The organism is Tenggerimyces flavus, from assembly GCF_016907715.1.
GTDB lineage: Bacteria > Actinomycetota > Actinomycetes > Propionibacteriales > Actinopolymorphaceae > Tenggerimyces > Tenggerimyces flavus.
Genome location: NZ_JAFBCM010000001.1, coordinates 3795256 through 3813414, shown reverse-complemented (window position 1 = coordinate 3813414; position 18159 = coordinate 3795256). Strand labels below are relative to the sequence as shown.

20 protein-coding genes and 1 pseudogene are annotated in these 18159 nt (G+C 70.5%); 8 read left to right on the top strand and 13 right to left on the bottom strand.

Annotated features, from left to right (window positions below):
* Positions 1 to 478 precede the first annotated feature (478 nt).
* On the top strand, positions 479 to 1036 hold the full coding sequence (locus JOD67_RS17850; RefSeq protein ID WP_205118735.1) for a NuoB/complex I 20 kDa subunit family protein: 558 nt from the start codon (positions 479 to 481) through the stop codon (positions 1034 to 1036).
* On the opposite strand, the gene JOD67_RS17845 is transcribed toward JOD67_RS17850, so the two are convergent.
* From JOD67_RS17845 to JOD67_RS17835, 3 genes are read right to left on the bottom strand one after another with little or no spacing between them, the layout of a single operon-like run.
* Positions 983 to 1576, bottom strand: coding sequence for a nitroreductase family protein (locus tag JOD67_RS17845; protein WP_205118734.1), 594 nt, complete (start codon positions 1574 to 1576; stop codon positions 983 to 985). The genes JOD67_RS17850 and JOD67_RS17845 overlap by 54 nt on opposite strands.
* Entirely contained in the window at positions 1576 to 1938 is a 363-nt protein-coding gene (locus JOD67_RS41940) for a MerR family transcriptional regulator (protein WP_205118733.1), read from the bottom strand. The genes JOD67_RS17845 and JOD67_RS41940 overlap by 1 nt, the downstream gene beginning before the upstream one ends.
* Before the next feature lie 10 nt (positions 1939 to 1948).
* Positions 1949 to 2530, bottom strand: a complete 582-nt coding sequence (locus tag JOD67_RS17835; RefSeq protein WP_205118732.1) for an SDR family NAD(P)-dependent oxidoreductase — start codon at positions 2528 to 2530, stop codon at positions 1949 to 1951.
* Between the two features lie 59 nt (positions 2531 to 2589).
* Between JOD67_RS17835 and JOD67_RS17830 the strand changes: the two genes are divergently transcribed.
* Together JOD67_RS17830 and JOD67_RS17825 are read left to right on the top strand one after the other, a co-directional pair.
* Complete coding sequence (locus JOD67_RS17830) at positions 2590 to 3195, top strand: GDSL-type esterase/lipase family protein (RefSeq protein WP_205118731.1); 606 nt, start codon at positions 2590 to 2592, stop codon at positions 3193 to 3195.
* Positions 3182 to 3982, top strand: a complete 801-nt coding sequence (locus tag JOD67_RS17825) for a DNA-formamidopyrimidine glycosylase family protein (RefSeq protein ID WP_205118730.1) — start codon at positions 3182 to 3184, stop codon at positions 3980 to 3982. The genes JOD67_RS17830 and JOD67_RS17825 overlap by 14 nt, the downstream gene beginning before the upstream one ends.
* On the opposite strand, the gene JOD67_RS17820 is transcribed toward JOD67_RS17825, so the two are convergent.
* A complete protein-coding gene (locus JOD67_RS17820; RefSeq protein ID WP_205118729.1) occupies positions 3955 to 4893 on the bottom strand; it encodes an AraC family transcriptional regulator in 939 nt (312 codons plus the stop codon). The two genes, JOD67_RS17825 and JOD67_RS17820, sit on opposite strands and share 28 nt — an antisense overlap.
* 82 nt (positions 4894 to 4975) lie before the next feature.
* On the opposite strand from JOD67_RS17820, the gene JOD67_RS17815 reads away from it, so the two are divergent.
* From JOD67_RS17815 to JOD67_RS17805, 3 genes are all read left to right on the top strand, one after another.
* Positions 4976 to 5419 (top strand): pyridoxamine 5'-phosphate oxidase family protein, encoded by a 444-nt coding sequence (locus JOD67_RS17815; protein WP_205118728.1) that lies wholly within the window; start codon positions 4976 to 4978, stop codon positions 5417 to 5419.
* Positions 5420 to 5522: 103 nt separating this feature from the next.
* Positions 5523 to 7220 carry an FAD-dependent oxidoreductase gene (locus JOD67_RS17810; protein ID WP_205118727.1) on the top strand — a complete coding sequence of 566 codons (1698 nt, stop codon included), beginning with the start codon at positions 5523 to 5525 and terminating at the stop codon, positions 7218 to 7220.
* Positions 7221 to 7230: 10 nt separating this feature from the next.
* Positions 7231 to 8127 carry a phosphotransferase family protein gene (locus tag JOD67_RS17805; RefSeq protein WP_205118726.1) on the top strand — a complete coding sequence of 299 codons (897 nt, stop codon included), beginning with the start codon at positions 7231 to 7233 and terminating at the stop codon, positions 8125 to 8127.
* A 145-nt stretch (positions 8128 to 8272) separates the two neighbouring features.
* Here JOD67_RS17805 and JOD67_RS17800 read toward each other — a convergent pair.
* The 4 genes and pseudogenes from JOD67_RS17800 to rimO form a co-directional block, all read right to left on the bottom strand.
* A pseudogene (locus tag JOD67_RS17800) lies at positions 8273 to 8506 on the bottom strand (helix-turn-helix domain-containing protein); the annotation flags it as partial.
* Between the two features lie 125 nt (positions 8507 to 8631).
* The gene (locus tag JOD67_RS17795) at positions 8632 to 9111 is read right to left on the bottom strand and encodes a CinA family protein (RefSeq protein WP_205118724.1); all 480 of its coding nucleotides are present in this window, start codon (positions 9109 to 9111) and stop codon (positions 8632 to 8634) included.
* Positions 9108 to 9680 (bottom strand): CDP-diacylglycerol--glycerol-3-phosphate 3-phosphatidyltransferase, encoded by a 573-nt coding sequence (pgsA, locus tag JOD67_RS17790; protein WP_205118723.1) that lies wholly within the window; start codon positions 9678 to 9680, stop codon positions 9108 to 9110. Before pgsA ends, JOD67_RS17795 begins: the two co-directional genes overlap by 4 nt.
* The gene (gene rimO, locus JOD67_RS17785; protein WP_205118722.1) at positions 9677 to 11128 is read right to left on the bottom strand and encodes a 30S ribosomal protein S12 methylthiotransferase RimO; all 1452 of its coding nucleotides are present in this window, start codon (positions 11126 to 11128) and stop codon (positions 9677 to 9679) included. Before rimO ends, pgsA begins: the two co-directional genes overlap by 4 nt.
* 119 nt (positions 11129 to 11247) lie before the next feature.
* Here rimO and JOD67_RS17780 point away from each other — a divergent pair, with 119 nt between their 5' ends.
* Together JOD67_RS17780 and JOD67_RS17775 are read left to right on the top strand one after the other, a co-directional pair.
* Positions 11248 to 11832, top strand: coding sequence for a DUF2975 domain-containing protein (locus JOD67_RS17780; RefSeq protein WP_205118721.1), 585 nt, complete (start codon positions 11248 to 11250; stop codon positions 11830 to 11832).
* Positions 11832 to 12056 (top strand): helix-turn-helix domain-containing protein, encoded by a 225-nt coding sequence (locus tag JOD67_RS17775; RefSeq protein ID WP_205118720.1) that lies wholly within the window; start codon positions 11832 to 11834, stop codon positions 12054 to 12056. The genes JOD67_RS17780 and JOD67_RS17775 overlap by 1 nt, the downstream gene beginning before the upstream one ends.
* A 1-nt stretch (position 12057) precedes the next feature.
* Here JOD67_RS17775 and JOD67_RS17770 read toward each other — a convergent pair whose 3' ends face one another.
* From JOD67_RS17770 to JOD67_RS17750, 5 genes are all read right to left on the bottom strand, one after another.
* Positions 12058 to 14595: an FtsK/SpoIIIE family DNA translocase gene (locus tag JOD67_RS17770; RefSeq protein WP_205118719.1), complete on the bottom strand. Its 2538-nt coding sequence runs from the start codon at positions 14593 to 14595 to the stop codon at positions 12058 to 12060.
* A 52-nt stretch (positions 14596 to 14647) separates the two neighbouring features.
* Positions 14648 to 16072 carry an outer membrane protein assembly factor BamB family protein gene (locus JOD67_RS17765; RefSeq protein ID WP_205118718.1) on the bottom strand — a complete coding sequence of 475 codons (1425 nt, stop codon included), beginning with the start codon at positions 16070 to 16072 and terminating at the stop codon, positions 14648 to 14650.
* Between the two features lie 329 nt (positions 16073 to 16401).
* Entirely contained in the window at positions 16402 to 17085 is a 684-nt protein-coding gene (locus JOD67_RS17760) for a permease prefix domain 1-containing protein (protein ID WP_205118717.1), read from the bottom strand.
* On the bottom strand, positions 17082 to 17753 hold the full coding sequence (locus JOD67_RS17755; RefSeq protein ID WP_205118716.1) for a permease prefix domain 1-containing protein: 672 nt from the start codon (positions 17751 to 17753) through the stop codon (positions 17082 to 17084). Before JOD67_RS17755 ends, JOD67_RS17760 begins: the two co-directional genes overlap by 4 nt.
* Positions 17750 to 18073: a helix-turn-helix transcriptional regulator gene (locus tag JOD67_RS17750; RefSeq protein WP_205118715.1), complete on the bottom strand. Its 324-nt coding sequence runs from the start codon at positions 18071 to 18073 to the stop codon at positions 17750 to 17752. The genes JOD67_RS17755 and JOD67_RS17750 overlap by 4 nt, the downstream gene beginning before the upstream one ends.
* Between the last annotated feature and the right edge of the window lie 86 nt (positions 18074 to 18159).

Here is an 18159-nt window from a genome sequence, read left to right as displayed (position 1 = left end):
ACGGCTCCGCAGAGGGGCGACGTCGCTTCGCGACCGCGGAGCGGCCCTTGACTCGCCCCGGACCGGCCACCTGTTTTTCACGCGCCGCCCCTCCCCCGGGAACGGGTGCCCGGGCCAGGCTTGCTTGTCGTTCAGCTTTGCTGCCGTGCGCAGGTCGCTTGTGCGCCCCCGGTCTCTTGTGGCTCAGATGAAGCCGGGAGGTGGCCGTTCCCGCTCCGCTGTTTGAATGAAGGGCACCTTCATTCAATAGGTTCGTATGAAGGTGCCCTTCATACGAACGCCATGGCTCAGCTGCTGCGGCGCGTCCCCCGCGTTGTTTCGAATCAGGGCGTCCCTCTATCGAATAGATCGCTACAGGCACGCCCTGGTTCGAAACCGCCCACCTTCTCCAACCAACCGACTGGTCGGTCTGCACTGGACCGACTGGTCGGTCGAGGGCACGCGGCGCGGCCTCTTGCCGTCTGTCTGGGAGGAACTGATGGGGATCGAGGAGCACCTGCCCTCGGGGATTTTGCTCGCCAAGACCGAGAAGCTCGTCGGCTACGTTCGCAAAGCCAGCCTGATGCCGCTCACGTTCGGCCTGGCCTGCTGCGCGTTCGAGATGATGGCCGCCGGCGCGCCCAAGCACGACTTCAGCCGCTGGGGGCTCGACGCGTTCCGCGCCACCCCAAGAGCCGCCGACCTGATGATCGTCGCCGGCAGGGTCAGCCAGAAGATGGCACCCGTTCTACGGCAGCTGTACGACCAGATGCCCAACCCGAAGTGGGTCATGGCGATGGGCGTCTGCGCCAGCAGCGGCGGCATGTTCAACAACTACGCGATCGTGCAGGGCGTCGACCACATCGTTCCCGTCGACATGTACATCCCCGGTTGCCCACCCCGCCCGGAGATGCTGATCGACGCGCTGCTCAAGCTCCACGACAAGATCCGCGGCTCCGACATCAGCGGCAACCTCAAGCCACGCGAGAGCCGCGACGAGAAGCTACCAACCGCCGCGGTGGACCACTTCCCCAAGCGGACGGCGTCCACGCTTTAGCGACGGCGACAACGTGTCCGGCAGCCGGTGGCCCAGGGCGATCACGCCGACCGGCGAGAACTCCTCCGGCACCGAGAACGCCGTACGGAACGGCGACAGCTTCGCCGCGGGCACTCCGAAGAAGCACGCGCCCAAGCCCTCGTCCGTCGCCGTCAGCAACATCAGCAACGCAGCCATGCCGGTGTCGATGTGCCAGTACGGCACCGGCCAGCGCGCCTCGTCGCGGTCGGTCCAGCCCTTGTCGGGCTCGGCGTAGCGGTCGAGGTACGCCGACTTGTTCGAGAGCGCCACGATCAACACCGGCGCGCGCCGCATGCCGCGCATCCAGCGGTCCGGCTCGCCCTCCCCGACCGTCGCCGCCCAGAATCGCGCGACGGCCTCCGGAGTGTCCAGCACCAGGAATCCCCACCCCTGGCTGAAGCCAGCGGACGGTGCGTGCAGGGCGTTCGTCAGCACCCGCTGCACCACCTCCGGGTCCACCGGACGGTCGGCGAAGTTGCGCACCATCCGGCGGCGCAACACGACGTCGCTGAACTCCATCAGCCCGCCTCTGCCAGTTGCCGCTCGCCATCGGCCACGACCGAGGCGAGCCGCGAACGTACGGCAGCCAACGAAGCCAATCGCTCGTCGAGCTCGGCCAACCGATGCCGCGCCAGTTCGACCGCCGGCGGGCAGGCGGCATGCGAGGTCCAGTCCACCTCCAGGCAGTCCACAAACAGGAGGACGTCCGCCGTGCCGAGGCTCAGCAGGTACTGGATGTTCGCCACCCGCCGCACGTCAGGATCGGCGTACTCGCGGTACCCGTTCGACCGGCGCGACGGCCCGAGCAGCCCCTGCTCCTCGTAGTAGCGCAGCGCGCGCGTGGTCGTCCCCGGACGGCGCGCGAGCTCGCTGATCTTCACCTATGTGACGCTACCCCCTCCATCCACCGGCAACACAAAGCCCGTGGCGTACGAAGCCTCCGGCCGAGCGGCCTGAACGATCCAGTGCGCGATCTCCCTCCGGCTGAGCGATCCGCCCCAGCGGGATCCGCTCCACCAACAGCTTGCCCACAGCCGCGATCCGTTCCGCGGAGAAGCCGTTGTGCTCCAGGACGGGCGTGTCCGTCACCCCCGGTGCGATCCCCACGACCCGCACCCCGGACGACGCCAGCTCGATCGCCCACGTGCGCGTGAGAAGGTCCAGCGCGACCTTCGTCGCCCCGTACACCGAGTTGCCCGGCCAGCCACGCCCACCGATCGCCGTGCTGACGTTCACGATCGCTCCGCCACCACCAGCTTGGAGCGACGGGAGCAGCAGCTGGGCGAGGTGGATGGGCGCGAACAGGTTCGTCGCGAACGCGCTGTCAAGCTGCGCTTGCGTGATGGTGCCGAGCAGGCCGTTGGGTACGACCGCCGCGTTGTTCACGAGCACGTCGACACCCGGCAGCGCCGAGGCGATCCGGTCGCGGCGGCCGCTTCCGGTACCCGCGCCGGTGACGATCACACTGGTCATATCCACATGCTCGACATTCACGCCAGCGTCAAGGTCAACCCTCGGACAGAATGGACCGCATGAGCGACGTACGGATCTGCTTCCTCGGCGACTCCTACGTCGCGGGCGTCGGTGATCCCGAAGGACTGGGCTGGGTCGGGCGGGTGGCGGCAAAGTCGCGCAAGGACCGCGTCCCACTCACGGCGTACAACCTCGGCATTCGGCGCGACACCTCGCAGGACGTCCTCGAACGCCTCCCCGACGAGGCCGGCCGACGTCTCGCGGACGGTGCCGACAACCGGCTCGTCGTCTCCTTCGGCGTGAACGACACGATGGAGGAGAACGGCAAGCGTCGGGTCGAAGCCGTCCAGACGATCGCGGCGCTCTCCGACATGGCCAAGTGGGCCAAGAGCCACAAGCTGCCCCTGTTCCTCGTCGGGCCGCCCGCGGTGATCGACGACGCGCACAACCGGCGGCTGCTCGAGCTCACGATCGTGCTGAAGGAGTACACCCGCCGCCAGGACATCGCGTTCGTCTCGTTGACGCCCGAGCTGCACGAGAACAGGCAGTGGCGGGCGGGGCTCGCGGCCGGCGACGGGGCGCATCCGAGCGCGGTGGGGTACGAGCTGCTCACCTCGCTCGTGCTGCCCGGCTGGTGGAGCTGGCTGGGGCATGCCGGAAGGTGACACCGTATGGCTGACCGCGCGCCGGCTGCATCGCGCGCTTGCCGGGCGGGTGCTCACGCTCGCCGACCTGCGAGTGCCACAGCACGCTACCGCCGACCTGCGGGGTCAGACGGTCAAGGAGATCGTGTCGCGCGGCAAGCACCTGCTCCTGCGTACGTCGGAGGACCTCACGCTGCACACGCACCTCGGCATGGACGGCACGTGGCGGATCCTGCACGCCGGGCGGACCGTCCCCGGACCCGGCGACCACCGCGTACGGGTCGTGCTAGGCAACACCGAGTGGGTCGCGATCGGCTCGCTGCTCCGCGTCGTCGAGCTGCTGCCGAGCGGGCGCGAGGAGACGGCGGTCGGGCATCTCGGGCCCGATCTGCTCGGCCCCGACTGGGATCCCGACGAGGCCGTACGACGCCTGACCGAGGCGCCGGACGAGGCGATCGGCGACGCCCTGCTCGACCAGCGCAACCTGGCCGGGATCGGCAACCTCTACAAGGCCGAGCTGCTGTTCCTGCGCGGCGTGCATCCGTGGACCCCGGTGAGCGACGTGAAGGACATCGACCGCATGGTCAGGCTCGCCCGCCAGCTGCTGTGGACGAACCGCGAGCACCCCGAGCAGTCCACGACCGGCGACCTGCGGCGCGGCCGTTCGCACTGGGTGTACGGCCGCGGCGGCGAGGCCTGCCGGCGCTGCGCCACGCTCGTCGCGCGCGGCGAGCAGGGGCCGGCGGGCCGGCAGCGGGTCACGTTCTGGTGCCCGACCTGTCAGCCCGAGCGTCTCGACCGGCGGTAGTCGCTCGGCCGGACGCCGTACTGGCGCGTGAACGCCACGCTGAGCGCGTACGCGTTCGCATAGCCCACCCGCCGCGCGATCGCGTCGACCGTGTGCTGGCTGTCGGTGAGCAGGTCGGCGGCCCAGCAGAGCCGCCAGCCGGTGAGGTACGCGATCGGCGGCTCGCCGACGAGCTCGGCGAACCGCTTGGCGAACGACGCCCGCGAAGCACCGACCTTCCGCGCCAGCTCGGCCACCGTCCACGGGCGCGCGGGATCGTCATGCAGCAGGCTCAGTGCCTCGCCGACCACCGGGTCCTTCTGCGCGATGTACCAGGACGGCTCGCGCGCGTCCGGCCGAGCGAACCAGGCCCGCAGCGAACGGATCAGCAGCAGGTCGAGCAACCGGTCCAGCAGCGCCTGCTGGCCCGGCTCGTCACGGGCGATCTCGTCGGCGACCAGGCCCAGCGGGGAGTCGACGAGCTCGGCGGCCTTGACCGCGATCAGCCGCGGCAGCGCGTTGAGCAGCCGGCCGTCGACCTCGCCGCCGATGCTGTACTCGCCGAGCAGGACCAGCGCCGGGCTGTCCGGACCGTCGCCGCAGGTACGGGTGCCGTTCAGGATCGTCGCGCTGATGTCCGCGCCGGCGGGGTCATGGCACGTTCCGTCGGGCTGGAAGACGACCTGCACAGGCGTGTCCACGGGGTCGGCGATGACGAACGGCTCCGGTCCGCGGACCAGCGCGATGTCGCCCTCGTCGAGCCGCACCGGCCCCTCCCCCGCGTCGATCCACGCGCCGCTCCGGGCGACCGCCACGACCGCGAGCGGCGGGCAGGCGTCGAACCGCCACGACCACGGCGGCGTGAGGAACGTCTGCCCCACGAACGCGCCGCGGGCACGGGTGTGGTCGAGCAGGTCGGTCAGCGCGTCCATGTCCTCCAGCATAGACGCGCTGACATCGAACGGAGACGTCCAGCCATCGCCCGTCTCCGTTCGCGGCGGTTGGCTGGAACGCATGCCGATGACAGTCGACGCCCGAGAGGCGTTCCTCGCCGAACCCCACCGCATCGCCACGATCACGATCGCCCGCACCAGCCGGGCGCCGCTCGCGGTGCCGATCTGGTACGACTACACGCCCGGCGGCGACGTCAGCCTGTGGATGGACCGCGACTCCCGGAAGGACCGGTTGCTGCGGGTTTCGGGCCGGCTCACGGTCGCGGTGCACACCGACGACCTGCCGTACCGGTATGTCACGGTCGAGGGACCGGTGACCTGGAACGAGAACCCGACGTTCGAGGACGGCGTCCGGATCGCCGCGCGATACCTGCCGCCGGAGCTCGTGGACACGTACGTACGGCAGGCGCTCGGGCCGCACTCGCTGATCGTCCACGTCCGCCCTGAGCAGTGGCTGAGCGCCGACCTGACCGAGGACTGGGTCCAGCTTCAGGCGGCCACCTAACCCTGGTTAGGTGCCAAAACCCAACTCTGGGTAGAGGCCAATGAGGCGAATGTCTGGGATCCTGGCATAAGATCACGCAGGGTTACTGGGAGGGCAAACGGGAATGGCCATCACTCGACGCTCGGTGCTGCGGTCTGCCGTGGCCGCTGGGGCGGTCGCCGCGCTCGGCGTCGACCGTTCGGCTGCCGCGTCCGCCATGCCGCAGAAGGTGCCGGGTGTCGACGTCCTCGTGGTCGGCGGCGGCACCGGCGGCGTCGCGGCCGCACTCGCCTTGCTGCAGGGCGGACGGACCGTCGTTCTCACCGAGCCGACCGGCTGGGTCGGTGGCCAGCTGACCTCCCAGGCCGTGCCGCCGGACGAGCACAGCTGGATCGAGGAGGGCATCGGGGCGACCCGGCTCTACCTCGACATGCGCGAGATGGCCCGGCAGTACTTCAAGGACTACTACCCCGTCACGAAGAAGGCGCGGGACGCCGCGCGCCTCGACCCGGGGCAGCACTGGTCGCTGCGGCTGTCGTTGGAGCCGTTCATCTGGCACGAGGTGCTGCGCGGCATGCTCGAGCCGTACCTGGCCAGCGGCCGGCTCCGGCTCCTGCTCAACTCCCGCCCGATCAGCGCGACGCGGTCGGGCAAGGTCGTGACCGAGGTGCGGTTCGCGACGCCGAAGGGCGAGCAGGTGGTCCGGCCGCGGTACGTCGTCGAGGCGACCGAGCTGGGCGACCTGCTGCCGCTCGCGAACATCCCACACATCGTGGGGCGCGAGAAGGGCGGCGCCGGCAACGGCGGGACCGGCGAGCTGCACAACCCGTGGGACTACGCCGACCCGATGTGCCAGCAGGCGTTCACGGTGGTCGCGGCCGTGGGATACACACCGACCCGGCTGGGCGAGCCGGTGCGCAGCCCGCTGTTCAAGGAGTTCGAGCCGATCTATCGCACGTTCGGGCGCAACGGCCGGGACGTGTTCGACCCGAGCCGCAACTGGCTGTGGAACGAGGGCCGCAACTTCTGGCAGTACCGTCGCGCCCGGTACGCGGGGCACCTCGTCGACCGCGGGTTCGGCGACATCACGCTGCTCAACCAGCCGGAGAACGACTGCCTCGACCTGCTGCTGCCCGCCGCGGGGCCGACGGACCCGCGCGCGTTCGCGGCGACGGTCACGCGCGGGGAGGAGCAGACGCGCGGGCTGGTGGAGTACTTCCAGCGGGCGCATCCGCGGCCAGACGGCAAGGGGAACGGCTGGTCGCGGCTGTTCCTCGCGCCCTCGTCGGTGGGCTCGGCGACCGGGCTGGCGCTGTACCCGTACATCCGCGAGTCGCGACGGATCCTGTCGCACCGGCCGATCCTCGAGTTCCACGTGGGCGTCGACGCGCGACAGGCCCGCTTCCCGGGCGCGAAGACCGCGCACACGTTCTCCCAGTCGGTGGGAATCGGCGCCGGCCCGATCGACATCCACACCACGGCGGCTTATCCGCACGGGCTGCACATCCCGACCTACCCGTTCCAGATCCCGCTCGGGGCGCTGGTGCCGCGCGAGGTGACGAACGTGCTGGTGGGCGGCAAGGCGATCGGGACGACGCACATCACGAACGGCTGCTACCGGTACCACCCGGTGGAGTGGAACATCGGCGAGTCCGCCGGCCACGCCCTGGCCTTCGCACTGAACCGCAACCTGCAGCCGACGTCGCTGCTGACGAGCGCGCCGACGTTCGCGCAGTTCGCGACCTACCTCGACCGCCGCGGCGTGCAGCGGAACTGGCCGACCTCGATCCGTCCGAAGCTGGTCGCCTCCCTGGCGGACTGAGCTCTGCCCCATGGCCGACGGTAGCGCCACCGGGGTCGCGGATCAGGTGCTCGCTCGGTTCGGGAGCGGTGTGGACCGGGCCGTGCGGGTCGCGTTCGCCTACTCCAACGAGGTGTGGCTCACCGACGACGTGGTGGTGCGCATCGGCCACTTCGACCGCGAGATCGCCCTGGCACCGCTGATTCCACCCGGTGTGGGCTATCCGGCCCTCGTCGATCATGGCGAGGTCGACGGGTGGAGCTGGATGGCGAGCGAGCGCATCCCTGGCGAGAACCTCGGCCAGGAGGCTTGGCCGCAACTGTCCGACGACCTGAGTACCCGCGCGGTGCTCGACCTGTGGGCGCGAGTACGCGTCCTGCATACGACCGAGCTCGCCGCGGCGCGGCGGGCGGGCTGTACGACCACGCCGTTCTATGCGCTCGACCCGGCCGATGCCGCGCGGCAGCTCGAGGAGGTGGCCGGCGTCCTGGGTGGCCGACTGACGGCGCGGCTCCGATCGATGCTGGACGACCTGTTCGCCGCGATGGCCGGCCAACCTCTCGTGCTCGCGCACACCGACGCGTCCGTGTCGAACGCGGTGTGGACGCCCGACGAGCGAGCCATCCCGGTCGACCTGGAGTTCGCCTGCGTCGCGCCGGAGGATCTCGACCTGGAACACCTGTTCCGCACGCTCGATGAGGTCAACGCTCCGACCACATCCGCGGCGTTGGCTGAGGTCACGTCGGACCTCCTCGCCCGTCCCGGTGCGGGAACCCGGCTACGCGGCTACGCCGTTCTGCGTGACCTGTGGTCGCTGCGGGCCTGGGTACGCAGTACCGACTTCCGTACGGAAGCGGACGCCGGCTTCCCGCTGACCCAGCTTCGCCGGCATGCCGCGGGCACGAGCTGGCTCGAGGAGGTGCTCTAACGTGGCCGGATCAGGCCGCGGCGACGACGTCTTCGGCGTGGCGGTCGGAGCGCTCGGAGCGGACCGGAGTCGGCCGTACGCTGACGCCCACGCCGGCGGGGGTGAGGATCTGGGGCTCGGGCAGGTCTGGAACGGTGACCGGCGTTTCGGCCTCCGCCAGCTCCTCGCTGACCTCGCGCAGCACGCGGGACAGAGGGATGTCGAGCGCCATGCAGATCGCGGCGAGCAGCTCGCTCGACGCCTCCTTCTGACCGCGTTCGACCTCGGAGATGTAGCCGAGGCTCACCCGAGCCTCCGCGGACACCTGGCGCAGGGTACGACCCTGGCGCATGCGCTGGCGCCGTAGGACGCCTCCCAGCAGGTGACGAACCAGGACCATCGAACGCTCCCCTCACGCCAGCTCGTGCGCTCGCGTTCGCGAGCGTCTACCCATACTGCCGGACCGGGTGGCCCGACACACCGACTGCCCCCAACCGTACCCGTCCGGGCGCTTTGATGACGACATCACCGCGCGAGGCACAGCCGCAACAGGTCTAGAGCAGTGTGGACCGTACGGGCACGAATCTGTTCCCGATCGCCGTCCAGCCGCAGCCGCCGCAACACCGGCCCACCAGGCCCAACGCAGGCGATATCCACCGTTCCGGCCGGCTCTCCCCCGTGCGGCAACGGGCCGGCGACGCCGGTTGTGGACAGGCCGTACGTCGCGCCGAGCAGCCGACGCACGCCGGTGGCCATCGCGGCCGCCGTGTCGGGGTGAACGGGTCCGTACCGGTCCAGCAACGCCTGCGGGACGCCGAGCACCGCGGCCTTCACGTCCACCGCGTACGCGATCACGCCGCCGCGGTAGACCGCCGAGATCCCCGACACCGACGTCAGCGCGCCGCCGAGCAGGCCTCCGGTCAGCGACTCCGCGGTCGCCACCGTCTCGCCGCGGGCGAGCAACGACTGGTAGCAGCCCTCGGCGAGCTCGTCCCGTTCGCTCACGGCTTACCGCGGCGGAGCTTGACCGCGCGGATCACGTAGTCGGCGCCGGTGAGCACGGTCAGGGCGACCGCGGCGCCCATCACGATCTGCGCCCCGAGGTGGAACCAGCCGCCGAACGGGAGCAGGTACATCGCGATCGCGATCACCTGCAGCAGCGTCTTCGCCTTGCCGCCGGGGCTCGCGGAGATCACGCCGTACCGGATCACCCAGAACCGCAGCAGCGTGATGCCGATCTCGCGGACCAGGATCACCGCGGTGACCCACCAGGTCAGCTCGCCGAGCAGGGACAGGCCGACGAGCGCCATGCCCATCAACGCCTTGTCCGCGATCGGGTCCGCGATCTTGCCGAAGTCGGTGATCAGGCCGCGTCGCCGGGCCACCTCGCCGTCGAACTTGTCGGTGAGAGCGGCGATGCCGAACGTCACGAACGCGGCGATCCGCATGGTGAGGTCGTCGCCACCCTCGCGGAGGAGGAACCAGCCGAACAGCGGGACGAGCAGGACGCGAAGGATCGTGAGCCCGTTCGCGATGTTCCAGGTACTCGGCTGCGCCACCGGTCCGTCCGTCACCCGCGTGCCTCCGCCTTCGCGATGAGGTCAACCCCGTCCGCATCGATCGCGCGGGCGCGGACGAGGTCGCCGACTGCTGCCGTGGTGTCGAGGATGCGAACGGTGCCGTCGACGTCCGGGCCCTGGTGCTCCGCGCGGCCCTCGATGGTGCCGTCCTCGTCGACGCTTTCGATCAGAACGGAGAGCTCCTGGCCGATCCGGTCCTCGGCCCGCTGCGCGGTGAGCTCCTCGCAGAGCTCGGTCACCCGCGCGTACCGGGCGTCGATCTCGTCCTGGTCGAGCTTGCCGTCGTACGTCGCCGCCTCGGTGCCGTCCTCGTCGGAGTAGCCGAACACGCCGACCACATCCAGCCGGGCCTCGGTGAGGAACCGGCACAGCTCGTCGACGTCGTCCTCGGTCTCGCCGGGGAACCCGACGATCACGTTGCTGCGGATGCCGGCCTCGGGCTGCTGGGCGCGGACCTGCTCGATCAGCGCGAGGAAGCGTTCGGTGTCGCCGAACCGCCGCATCCTGCGCAGGACTGAGTTGCTGGCGTGCTGGAAGGAGAGGTCGAAGTACGGCGCGACGTTCTCGGTCTGGCACATCGCGTCGATGAGACCGGGGCGCATCTCCGCGGGCTGCAGGTAGGAGACGCGGACGCGCTCGATGCCGTCGGTCGCGGCGAGGTCGGGCAGGAGGCGCTCGAGCAGGCGGAGGTCGCCAAGGTCCTTGCCGTACGAGGTGGAGTTCTCGCTGACGAGGAAGAGCTCCTTGACGCCGTGGCGGGCGAGCCAGTCGGCCTCGGTGAGGATGTCGGCGGGCTTGCGGGAGACGAACGCGCCGCGGAATCTCGGGATCGCGCAGAACGTGCAGCGCCGGTCGCACCCGGACGCGAGCTTCAGCGGGGCGAGCGGTCCGGAGCCCAGCCTCCTTCGGTGGACGCGCGGGCCGGCTGCCGGGGCGAGGCCCTCGGGGAGGTCGGGCTCGGCGTTCGCGTGGCCGGGGATCGCCTGGGTGCTGGCGGCGCGGTCAGCCGGGGAGATCGGGAGCAGCTTGCGGCGGTCGCGCGGCGTGTGGGGAACGTGCTGCTGGCCGTTCAGGATCGACTGGACGCGGCTGGCGATGTCGGGGTAGTCGTCGAAGCCGAGGACGGCGTCGGCCTCGGGCAGCGCCTCGGCGAGCTCGTTGCCGTACCGCTCCGCCATGCAGCCGACGGCGACGACGGCCCGCGTCTTGCCGTCCTCCTTGAGGTCGGAGGCGGCGAGGAGCTGGTCGACGGAGTCCTTCTTGGCGGTCTCGACGAAGCCGCAGGTGTTGACGAGTACAGCCTCCGCGTCGGCCGCGTCGTCGACGAGCTGGAACCCGCCGTCGGCGAGGCGGGCCGCGAGTTCCTCCGAGTCGACCTCGTTGCGAGCGCAGCCGAGCGTGACGACGGCGACAGTCGTGGGCGCGGTGGGGGTGGTGGTCATGTCGGTGCCCATCCTCCCGTACTCCCGTGGCAGTGGCGAAATCCGGCTGGGGTCTTGCGTATCGAATTTCGATATGCATATCGTTTCTCGATACGTTCTGTCGAGATCGGGGGATGCGGATGAAGCAGTTCATGGGCCGGCCCGAGACGATGGCGCTGGAATGGTTCGCCCGGCTGGTGTCCCTGGGCGCGGCCGGCGTGGCGGTCGGTGTGCCGATCTACCGGCTGACGCAGCCGGGCAGCACGGTCGAGGCGACGCTCTCGGTCAAGGGGGCGACGCTCGATCCGGGCGTGCACTTCGCGGCGACGCACGCCCCGATCCTGTTGGAGGCGGCCGAGCTGCCGTGGAAGCTGCGCCTGTGGGGCGAGGCGGGGTTCGCGGTGACCTGGCTCGCGATCGGCGTCGGAGCCCTCATGGTCGCGCAGGTGCTGAGCACGGTCCTCGCCGGCAACCCGTTCGACAGCCGCAACCCGCGCCGGATCGCCGTCATCGCGGGCAGCGTCCTCGTCGGCGGAATGCTCGCTCCGCTGATCCAGGACGAAGCCACCTCGGCGATCCTCTCCCACCTGCAGGTCGCCGGCCAGGTCAGCACGCTGGGCACCTTCGAGCTCCTCCCGTTCCTCGTCGCGGCCCTGATCTTCGTGGTGGCGGGGGCTTTCCAACGGGGCAGTCAGCTCACCGCTGACACCGAAGGCCTGGTCTGATGCCCGAGCAGGGCGAACGGATCGTCTGCCACCTCGACAAGCTCCTCGCCGACCGCGGCCTCACCCTGGCCGAACTGGCCAGCCAGGTCGGCATCACCGTCGTGAACCTCTCGATCCTCAAGAACAACCGTGCCAAAGCGATCCGCTACTCCACCCTGGCAGCCCTCTGCGACGCCCTGGCCTGCCAACCCGGCGACCTGTTCTCCTACGACGAGACCCGCTGAGTCACTCGCCGCCGCGGATCATGGTGAGGGCTTCTTCGAGGTCGTCGGCCTTGACGTACACCTCGCGGGGCTTGGAGCCCTCGGACGGGCCCACCACTCCGCGCGACTCGAGGATGTCCATCAGGCGGCCCGCCTTCGCGAAGCCCACCCGCAGTTTCCGCTGCAGCATCGAGGTGGAGCCGAACTGGGTGGACACGATCAGCTCCGCGGCCTGGATCACGAGGTCCAGGTCGTCGCCGATGTCGTCGTCCAGCTCCTTCTTCGGGCCCGCCGCCGCGGTCACGTCTTCGCGGTACGAGGGTGTCAACTGCGTCTTGCAGTGCTCGACGACCTGGTGGATCTCCGCCTCGGTGACCCACGAGCCCTGGATGCGGACCGGCTTGGACGCGCCCATCGGGAGGAACAGGCCGTCGCCCTGGCCGACGAGCTTCTCCGCGCCCGGGCCGTCCAGGATCACGCGCGAGTCGGTCATCGACGACGTCGCCAGTGCCAGGCGGGAGGGGATGTTCGCCTTGATCAGACCCGTCACGACGTCCACCGACGGGCGCTGGGTCGCGAGGACGAGGTGGATGCCGGCGGCGCGCGCCAGCTGGGTGATGCGGACGATGGCGTCCTCGACGTCGCGCGGCGCGACCATCATCAGGTCGGCGAGCTCGTCGACGATCACCAGCAGGTACGGGTACGGCGTCAGCACGCGCTCGCTGCCGACGGGCGGCTTGGCCTTGCCCGTACGCACGGCCTTGTTGAAGTCGTCGATGTGCCGGAAGCCGAACGCCGCGAGGTCGTCGTAGCGGCGGTCCATCTCCGCCACGACCCACTGCAGCGCCTCGGCCGCCTTCTTCGGCGCCGTGATGATCGGCGTGATCAGGTGCGGGATTCCCTCGTACGCGTTGAGCTCCACGCGCTTCGGGTCGACGAGGATCATGCGTACCTCGTCCGGCGTCGAACGCATCAGAATCGACGTGATCATCCCGTTGACGACGCCCGACTTGCCGGCACCGGTCGCACCCGCCACGAGCAGGTGCGGCATCTTCGCGAGGTTCGCGACGACGAAGCCGCCCTCGACGTCCTTGCCCAGCCCGACCACCATCGGGTGGTGGTCCGACCGTGCGTTGTTCGAACGGAGAACGTCGCCGAGCGACACGATCTCCTTGTCCTTGTTGGGGATCTCGACACCGATCGCCGACTTCCCCGGGATCGGCGACAGTAGCCGGACGTCGCCGGACGCGACCGCGTACGAGATGTTCTTCGTCAGCGCCGTGACCTTCTCGACCTTGACCGCCGGCCCGAGCTCGACCTCGTACCGCGTCACGGTCGGCCCACGCGTGTAGCCCGTCACCTGCGCGTCGATCTCGAACTGCTCCAGCACCTCGGTCAGCCGGTCGACGATCGCGTCGGACGCCTTGCTCCGCGGCTTGTGCGGCGAACCGGGCGCGAGCACCTCGTTCGCCGGCAGGACGTATGTCACGTCGCCGGACAACGCGAGCTGCTCCACCCGCTGCGGCAGCGGCGTGTGCGGCGGCGGTTCGATCGCCTTCGGGTCGTCGTCCGGCGCGTCGGCGACCGGCTCAGGAGCCGGGGCGGGAGCCTTCTTGCCCCGCTTGGCGATCTCGCGGTTCTCGAGGATCGGGCTGTCGTACGCGACCGGCCCGCCGTCCTCGTCCGTCTCGTCGGCCTTGCGCATCGACCCGACGCGGCGCCGGGACTTGCCGCGCTTGACGACCACGGTCTCTTCGGCGTCCTGGTCGACCGACGTCTCGTCCGTCGCCTCCGGCTTGTGCAGCAGCTTCGCCCATGCCGAACGGGCCTTCTCCGGGATCGCGTGGATCGGCGTCGCCATGATCACGAGCAGCCCGAACAACGACAGCAGCACGAGCAGCGGCACCGCGACGTACGGCGTCAGCAGATCCGACGGGATCGACGACATCACGTAGCCGATCGCTCCCCCGGCGTCCGCGAGCGACTCGCCCGCCTGGCCCGGCCGCGGAGTGCCGTGCGCGATGTGCACGAGCCCGAGGACGCCGCCGAGGACCGCGACCCAGCCGATGAACTGGCGCCCGCCGGGTCCGTTCTTGTCCGGGTGCCGCAGCGTCCGCCACGCGACCAGCAACAGCAGCAACGGGATCGCCCAGCCGAGGATGCCGACGCTGCCGGCGAGCGCCTTGCGGATCCCGTCGAACACCGCGCCGGGCAGGTCCCACCAGACACCGGCGGCGACGACCACCGCGAGACCGATCAGCAGCAGCCCCACGCCGTCGCGGCGGAGCTCCGGATCGAGCTCCTTCGCGCCGGACCCGATCTTGCGGACGATCGCGCCGAGGAAGTGGGCGATGCCGAGCCAGATGCCGACGATCACGCTGCCGAGGCCGGTGACGGCTCGACCGATCACACCAGGGCCAGTACTCGGCGGACGGCGAGCGGCCGGGCGCCTGGTGGTCGCGCCGGACGCGCGCGAACGGGTCGTCGACGAGCCCTTACCGCGCGTGCTCGTCGTACGCGAGTTCGTCCGCCGCGCGGGGGAAGTCGCACGGGGCGCCATGGTCCACGAGGGTACGGGATCTGGAGGCCCAGGACGGGCCTCCCACGCCGGGCTAGCCCAGCCGGAAGAGTGCGGGCCGGTGCGACGCGATGGACCACGTGGCGCCGTAGACGGCGCCATCTGCCCAGATCAGCCGGCTCTCGTCGACCGCGTAGTTCAGCCCGCTCCCGGCGAATCCGTTCGCTATCGGCGTGACCTTTCCGTTGGCCAGCGACACGCGAACGAGCGGCAGCGGGTCCTCGTCGCTCGCTTTCCGTCCGATCGCGATCACAGATTGTCCATCGATCCCGACGATCACCGGCGCGATGCCCTTACCGAGCGTCGTCTCCCACACCTGCCGCCCGTCGACGAGGTCGAACCCGATCAGCTTCGCCGAGCCGTTCCGTTCCGTCATCGTGGGCGCGACCAGCACCTGGTCGCTCACCGCGACCCGCCGGAACTGGTGTCCGCCGTTGTCGAACGACTGCCACAGGTGGTTGAGGTCGTCGCTCGCCGCCTTGCCGCGGATGATCTTCGCCCGCATGCGGTTCTGGTCGTCGTACACGAGGTACCGGCCGGCGACCTTCGACTGCTCGGCGCGAACGGCGACGACCAGCGGCGAGGACGCGACGATCGTTCCGCAGCAAGGGACGACGCCGGCCACGTCCTTCGGGATGTCGGTCCGGCCGGGAATCCCGTTGTCCGGGATGATCTCGACGACCGACAGCGTGTCCGACAGCCCGCACTGCGCCAGCCCGTACCCGCCGTCGGGGCTGGGCAGGAGGTCGTTGAACACGCACACGCGGTCGGGCCGGCCCGGCACCAGTACCTGGCCCATCCACTTCCGCTTGCCGTCGGCGACCCCGTACCCGACGAGCTGGGTCGTGGTGCGAACGGTGACGTTGGTCCCGGTGATCTCGACCTGCGCGGTCGGCGAGAAGAGCTGAGGCGGCGGGCCGCCGGCGCGCAGGTCGGAGGTCCAGACGGCCTTGCCCGTCTTGACGTCGACCAGCGCGATGCCGGTGCAGGTGAACGTGGTGACCGTGCCCTGCTTCAGTCCAGCGCCGTACGTCACCGCGACCTTGCCGTCCTGCACGGTCGAGCTCGCGCCGCAGACCTTCTGCGTGCCCGTGCCCTTGTCGATCAGCGGTGCGGCGAACCGCCAAGCCTGCTTGCCGTTCTCGGCGTCGAACGCCATGACGTCATAGTCGGTCGCGTGGATCGCGAGGCCGTCGGTGACCCAGAACGCGAGCGTGTTCCTCGGCTTGCCGCGCGTCTTCTGGTCGATCTGCCAGGTGATCTTGCCCGAGGCGTCCGCGGTCGGCGACGGCGACGCGCTGCCGGTGGGTTCAGGGCTCGGATCGGACGGGTCGGAGGTGGGCGCCGTGGTCGGCTGGTCCTTGGGCCCGAAAAGCTTGTCGTAGTTGAGCGCGACTGCCGTACCACCGCCGGCGACCGCGAGGACGACGAGCACGATCGCGAGGACGATCGGAAGCACCGGCGAACGCCGCGGCGGCGGTCCCTGCGGCGGCGGCCCCACTGGACCCCTCGGCCCGCGACCAGGCGGCGGTCCCATGGGCGGAGGACCCTGCGGAGGTGGCTGTTGCCGCGGCGTCCACGGGGGCGGACCTTGCGGCGGCGGTGGCTGCTGCGGCGGCGGCTGCTCGAGCGGCGGAGGCGGCTGCTCCCCCGGCTCGCGGCGCGGCGGACGCCCCCACGGAGGCTCCCGTCGCGGCGGCTGCTGCGGCGGCTCGTTCGGTGTGGTCATCGGTACTTGCTCTCCCCGTCAGACGACCACGGCAGCTTAAGCGGTGCCGACCAGACGGGTTACGCCACCAGGGCGGCGCGTCGCGGCATCGCGGAGTACGTACGCCACAGCGCCCGCGCCTGCAGGACGAGCGCGGCGACCGTGAGCAGCCCGACCACCATGACGGGTGTGCCGACGGTCCGCACGGCGTCCTGGGTCTGCCCGGGGTCGATGAGGTTCATCCAGACCGCCGCCCCGACCGTCCCGGCGATCATGACGGCCTCGGCGCCGACCAGGCCGCGCACGACCCGGTCCGAGTCGCGTCCGCGACGCGCGAACCACACCAGCATCAGCAGGCCGACGATCGCGACACCCCCGCTCGCCAAGCCCAGCAGGTCGACCGTCTCGGACAGGAACCGGTAGAGGGCACCCGGCTCCCAGGTGAGCGAGCCGTCCTGGCGCCACAGCAGGTTCCAGACGAGGTAGTTCGCCGGCATGATCAGCCCGAGCAGCATCGCCATCCGCTTGCCCTGGTCCGCCGCGAGCTCGGCCTGGTAGGCGGGCGCGAGGTCGGCGACCGTTCCCGAGTCGGCGACCGCTCGGCGCTCCGCCTCGTCGGCCGTCAGACCGGCGGCGACGTACGCGGCGGCCGTGTCGTCGAGGCCGTCGCGCAGCTCGCCGAGCAGGTCCGTACGACGGCGACGCGGTCCGCGCAAGGCTGAGTTGACAGCGGCCACGTGGTCGGCGATCGGACCGCGGCTCATGACGGCACCACCTTGATCGAGCGGACCACGGAGAACGTCAACGCCGGCACGGCCAGCAGCGTCGCGGTCATCACCGACAGGCCGATCCAGGAGGACATGAACGCGCCCATCGCCTCAGCGGGGTTGGCGAAACCCATACCGACGGACGCGACCATCGTGAACGCGAGCGCGGCCGCGCCGAGCACGCCCAGCGAACGCGTCACCACAGCGGTAGGGATCGAGAGCCGCGCGCCGAGCGAGAGCCCCAGAACGGCGAGGAGGCCGACGACTCCGACCGAGAGACCAATCCAGGTGACGATGTCGGACAGCAACAAGGTCGCCGGAGGCGTCGCGGTGCTCCACGGACCGCCGATCTTCCACGGTACGTCCCACAACAGCACCAGGCCGGGCATGCCGAGCGCGAGCAGCATCGCCGTGCGGCGGCCCTGCTTCGCGATCAGTTCCGGCTGGATCGCGGCAGCCACCTCGGCGACCGTGCCGCTCTCGGCGACCGCACGCTGCTCGGCGTCGACGCGCGTCAGGCCTGCCTGGCGATGCGCCTCGGCGGCGTCGCGCAGGCCGTCGGTGAGCTCCTCGATCAGGTCGATGCGCGCTCGCCGCGGACCGTGCAGGGAGCGCCGCACCGCATAGACGTACGCGGTGATCGGGCTGGTCTGCGTGCTGATCATGCGTTGCCGCCGAGGACACCGTTGATGGCGGAGGTGAACTGCGACCATTCGGCCCGCTCCCCTGCCAGAGCTTCCTTGCCGGCGCGCGTGAGCTGGTACGTACGGCGCCGCCGGCCACCGACCGTGCTCCACTTGCCGCTGACGTAGCGCGCCCGCTCGAGCCTGCGCAGTGCCGGGTACACGCTGCCGGTCGGCAGGTCGAGTACGCCTCCGCTGCGCGCTTGTAGTGCCTCGATGATCGCGTACCCGTGGAGCGGCCCGTCCTCGAGCGCCGCGAGAAGCAGCGCGTCCAGGTGCCCACGAATGCTGTCGGCCTTCATAGGTAGCGAGCCTATCGATGGGACGGATGGCGCGACAGCGTGCGGAGCAGGTCTGGGGGTCGGTCCCGGGTGACCCTGAGGCAGGT

What these genes read in the sequence shown, in the direction of transcription:
- JOD67_RS17850 (WP_205118735.1), top strand. Translation starts at nt 479, where the DNA reads ATGGGGATCGAGGAGCACCTGCCCTCGGGGATTTTGCTCGCCAAGACC.
- JOD67_RS17845 (WP_205118734.1), bottom strand. Translation starts at nt 1,576, where the DNA reads ATGGAGTTCAGCGACGTCGTGTTGCGCCGCCGGATGGTGCGCAACTTC.
- JOD67_RS17835 (WP_205118732.1), bottom strand. Translation starts at nt 2,530, where the DNA reads ATGACCAGTGTGATCGTCACCGGCGCGGGTACCGGAAGCGGCCGCCGC.
- JOD67_RS17830 (WP_205118731.1), top strand. Translation starts at nt 2,590, where the DNA reads ATGAGCGACGTACGGATCTGCTTCCTCGGCGACTCCTACGTCGCGGGC.
- JOD67_RS17825 (WP_205118730.1), top strand. Translation starts at nt 3,182, where the DNA reads ATGCCGGAAGGTGACACCGTATGGCTGACCGCGCGCCGGCTGCATCGC.
- JOD67_RS17820 (WP_205118729.1), bottom strand. Translation starts at nt 4,893, where the DNA reads ATGGACGCGCTGACCGACCTGCTCGACCACACCCGTGCCCGCGGCGCG.
- JOD67_RS17815 (WP_205118728.1), top strand. Translation starts at nt 4,976, where the DNA reads ATGCCGATGACAGTCGACGCCCGAGAGGCGTTCCTCGCCGAACCCCAC.
- JOD67_RS17810 (WP_205118727.1), top strand. Translation starts at nt 5,523, where the DNA reads ATGGCCATCACTCGACGCTCGGTGCTGCGGTCTGCCGTGGCCGCTGGG.
- JOD67_RS17805 (WP_205118726.1), top strand. Translation starts at nt 7,231, where the DNA reads ATGGCCGACGGTAGCGCCACCGGGGTCGCGGATCAGGTGCTCGCTCGG.
- rimO (WP_205118722.1), bottom strand. Translation starts at nt 11,128, where the DNA reads ATGACCACCACCCCCACCGCGCCCACGACTGTCGCCGTCGTCACGCTC.
- JOD67_RS17780 (WP_205118721.1), top strand. Translation starts at nt 11,248, where the DNA reads ATGAAGCAGTTCATGGGCCGGCCCGAGACGATGGCGCTGGAATGGTTC.
- JOD67_RS17775 (WP_205118720.1), top strand. Translation starts at nt 11,832, where the DNA reads ATGCCCGAGCAGGGCGAACGGATCGTCTGCCACCTCGACAAGCTCCTC.
- JOD67_RS17770 (WP_205118719.1), bottom strand. Translation starts at nt 14,595, where the DNA reads ATGGCGCCCCGTGCGACTTCCCCCGCGCGGCGGACGAACTCGCGTACG.
- JOD67_RS17760 (WP_205118717.1), bottom strand. Translation starts at nt 17,085, where the DNA reads ATGAGCCGCGGTCCGATCGCCGACCACGTGGCCGCTGTCAACTCAGCC.
- JOD67_RS17755 (WP_205118716.1), bottom strand. Translation starts at nt 17,753, where the DNA reads ATGATCAGCACGCAGACCAGCCCGATCACCGCGTACGTCTATGCGGTG.
- JOD67_RS17750 (WP_205118715.1), bottom strand. Translation starts at nt 18,073, where the DNA reads ATGAAGGCCGACAGCATTCGTGGGCACCTGGACGCGCTGCTTCTCGCG.